Annotated in this window: 4 protein-coding genes; 2 read left to right on the forward strand and 2 right to left on the reverse strand. The window is 68.0% G+C overall.

All coding sequences use genetic code 11. The features are described from left to right. The coding region (locus R1101_RS0119625; protein ID WP_016935021.1) for an ATP-binding protein at positions 1-779 on the reverse strand (779 nt) is incomplete at its 3' end. 122 nt (positions 780-901) lie between these two features. Between R1101_RS0119625 and R1101_RS0119630 the strand changes: the two genes are divergently transcribed. Beyond that, the gene (locus R1101_RS0119630; protein WP_016935022.1) at positions 902-2,152 is read left to right on the forward strand and encodes an NAD(P)/FAD-dependent oxidoreductase; all 1,251 of its coding nucleotides are present in this window, start codon (positions 902-904) and stop codon (positions 2,150-2,152) included. Here R1101_RS0119630 and R1101_RS0119635 read toward each other — a convergent pair. After that, entirely contained in the window at positions 2,127-2,675 is a 549-nt protein-coding gene (locus tag R1101_RS0119635) for a PadR family transcriptional regulator (RefSeq protein WP_016935023.1), read from the reverse strand. The genes R1101_RS0119630 and R1101_RS0119635 overlap by 26 nt on opposite strands. 108 nt (positions 2,676-2,783) lie before the next feature. On the opposite strand from R1101_RS0119635, the gene R1101_RS0119640 reads away from it, so the two are divergent. Next, positions 2,784-3,216: DUF1707 SHOCT-like domain-containing protein (locus R1101_RS0119640; RefSeq protein WP_016935024.1), on the forward strand; the 433-nt coding region annotated here is incomplete at its 3' end.

A 3,216-nucleotide genomic window follows, 5' to 3' on the forward strand; every position in this document is an offset into this window, starting at 1 on the left:
AAGTCCGTGTACTCCTCCTCGGAGACCTCGTCCTTCGAGCGTGCCCACAGCGCCTTCTGCGAGTTGAGGGTCTTGGTCTCGAAGGTGACCTCGTCGGTGCCGTCCTCCGTCTTCGTGGTGCGCGAGACCTCCATGCGGATGGGCCAGGCGATGAAATCCGAGTACTTCTTGACGATCTCCTCGAGCTTCCACTGCGAGGTGTAGTCGAAGAGGTGGTCCTCGGTGTCCTCGGGCTTGAGATGCAGGATCACCGAGGTGCCCTGCGGAGCGTCGTCGACCTCGGCGATGGTGTAGGTGGATTCGCCGCTGGACTCCCAGCGTGTACCGGTCTTCTCCCCCGCCTTGCGCGTGACGAGGGTGACCTTGTCGGCGACCATGAACGACGAGTAGAAGCCGATACCGAACTGACCGATCAGCTCCTCGGAGGCCGCGGCGTCCTTGGCCTCGCGCAACTTCTGACGGAGTTCGCCGGTACCGGACTTCGCGAGGGTGCCGATGAGATCGACCACCTCGTCGCGGTTCATGCCGATGCCGTTGTCGCGCACGGTCAGGGTGCGCGCGTCCTTGTCGACCTCGAGCTCGATGTGCAGGTCGGAGGTGTCGACCTCGAGATCCTTGTTGCGGAACGACTCCAGCCGGAGCTTGTCCAGGGCGTCCGACGCGTTGGAGATCAACTCGCGCAGGAAGGTGTCCTTGTTCGAGTAGATCGAGTGGATCATCAGATCCAGCAACTGTCGCGTCTCGGCCTGGAATTCACGCTGTTCGACGTTCGTACTCATTCCGGGTTCCCTTTCCACAAGCAGAACTTCCCCGGAAATAGTAAGCCGTTCGCGAGCCCGGCCCGTTCGCGCTTCCGGGTCCATGATGGAGGTGCAGGCTTCGTCGTTCACAGGAGGTTGCGATGACGGTTCGTCGGACGGTGGTCGTCGGTGCGGGAATCGTGGGCTTGTCCACCGCATGGTTCCTGCAGGAGCGCGGCATCGAGGTCACGGTGCTCGACCGGGTCGGGGTGGCGGGCGACTCCTCGTGGGGCAACGCCGGGTGGCTCGCGCCGGCACTGACCTTGCCGCTGCCCGAGCCGGCGGTGCTGCGCTACGGGCTGCGGTCGATGTTCCGGCCGGCGTCGCCGGTGTACGTGCCGCCTACGACCGATCTGCGGCTGTTGCGTTTCCTCGCCGACTTCGCCCGACACTGCACGACGCGGCGCTGGACGTCGTCGATGGAGATCTTCGCGCGCGCCAATCGCCTCGCCCTGGGTGCCTACGACGATCTCGCCCGCGGTTCCGGGGGCACGATCGTCACCGAGCCGACGCGAGTGGCCGATCCGTTCCTGGCGGCGTTCACCTCGGACGACGACCGTCGCGTGCTGGTCGAGGAGTTCGAACACGCGCGCACCGCCGGCAGCGAGATCGACTTCGACCTGCTCGACACCGACACGCTGCATTCGCTCGAACCGTTGCTCGGGGACGCGGTGCGGGTGGGTATCCGCATCCGGGGACAACGGTTCATCGACCCGCCTCGGTTCGTTGCCTCGCTGGCGCACGCCGTGCGCGCACGGGGCGCGGAGATCGTCACGGGCGCCGAAGTGGAGGAGGTGCGCGACACCGGTCGCGGGGTGGACGTCGTCGTCGCCGGCGGGGACCCGCGTTCGGCGGATGCCGTGGTGCTCGCGAACGGGGCGTGGCTGGGAGCGCTCGCCCGGTCGTTCGGTGTGCGCACACAGGTCCAGGCCGGTCGCGGCTACAGCTTCAGCGTGCGACCTCCGAGCATTCCGAAGAACCCGGTCTATTTCCCCGCGCAGCGGGTGGCGTGCACACCCCTCCACGACAGGTTCCGTGTCGCGGGAATGATGGAGTTCCGCAGCCCCGACGCCCCACTCGACCCGCGGCGCATCCGGGCGATCGTCGACGCGACACGTCCGCTGCTGCGCGAGGTCGACTGGGACGGGCGCACCGAGGAGTGGGTGGGCTCGCGGCCGTGTACGGCGGACGGGCTCCCGCTGATCGGCCGTACCCGCTCGGATCGGGTGTACGTCGCCGGCGGGCACGGGATGTGGGGCGTGGCGCTCGGCCCCCTCACCGGAAGGCTGCTCGCCGGATCGATGACCGGTGAGGCGGATCCCTTGCTCAGGGCGTTCGATCCGCTGCGCTGACCGGACCGGTTCCGAGCCGGTCGCGCACGCGGTCGAACCAGTCGAGGACGGCCCGTTCGTAGAGGATGCCGAAATCGAGTGTCGCCGCGGCGTGGGGCGGGAGGATGTCCGCGGCCGCCTCCCGTTCGTAATCGGCGAGTTGCTCCTCGTGTCTGCGTCGATGGTCGGCGAGCATCGCGGCGAGGCGCTCGGGCGGGAGGTGATCGCCGAAGGCGACGGTCAGCAGCAGCGGGTGCCTGATGTTCTCGTCGCCCGGCTCGCGATCGATCCATTCGGCGAAGGCCCGGCGCCCGGCGTCGGTCAACAGGAAGGGCTTGCGGTCGCGCGGCCCCTTCTCACCCGCCTCGATCAGGCCCTGCCGTTCCATCGTGGCCAGTTCCCGGTAGACCTGGCTCGTCGTCAGCGACCAGAACTTGCCGATGCGGGTCTGCGCGGTGGATACCAGGTCCCAGCCCGTTTTGGGGCCTTCGTGGAGGAACCCGAGCAGTGACGCGGCGGTGGCGTTGAGGGGTCGTCCGGTCATGGCCGGTTCCTTTCTCGATCCGGGCACCGAAAACGCTTGACATTCCACTGTGGCATATCCACCCTGGAACCAGGTGACATTCCATTGTGGAAGATCCCGGAGGGCACCATGGAACACACATCCCCCGCCGCCCCGACCCGTACCGGCACCGCGGGCCCACCGCTCCGCATCTCCGACGCCGAGCGCGAGACGATCGTCGAGCGACTGGGGCACCACCTCACCGCCGGACGGTTGACCATCACCGAGTTCGACGAGCGCGTCGCCCTGGTCTACCGCGCCACGACACAGGACGACGCCGGCGCCGTCCTCGCCGACCTGCCGCCCACACCCGCTCCCACTCCGCCCCGGCCCGCCGGGAACACGGTCACACGTCTGCGCCTGCCGCTCCACCAACGCATCGAGTGGGGCGCCTGGGCGGCGGTGGGATCGATCAATCTCGCGGTGTGGGCGCTGGTGTCGCTGGGCACCATGTCGCTGATCTATTTCTGGCCGATCTGGGTCGTCGTTCCGTGGGGCATCGTGCTGGCGGTGCGCACCGCGC

Source organism: Rhodococcus sp. R1101 (genome assembly GCF_000278445.1).
Lineage (GTDB): Bacteria > Actinomycetota > Actinomycetes > Mycobacteriales > Mycobacteriaceae > Rhodococcus > Rhodococcus gordoniae.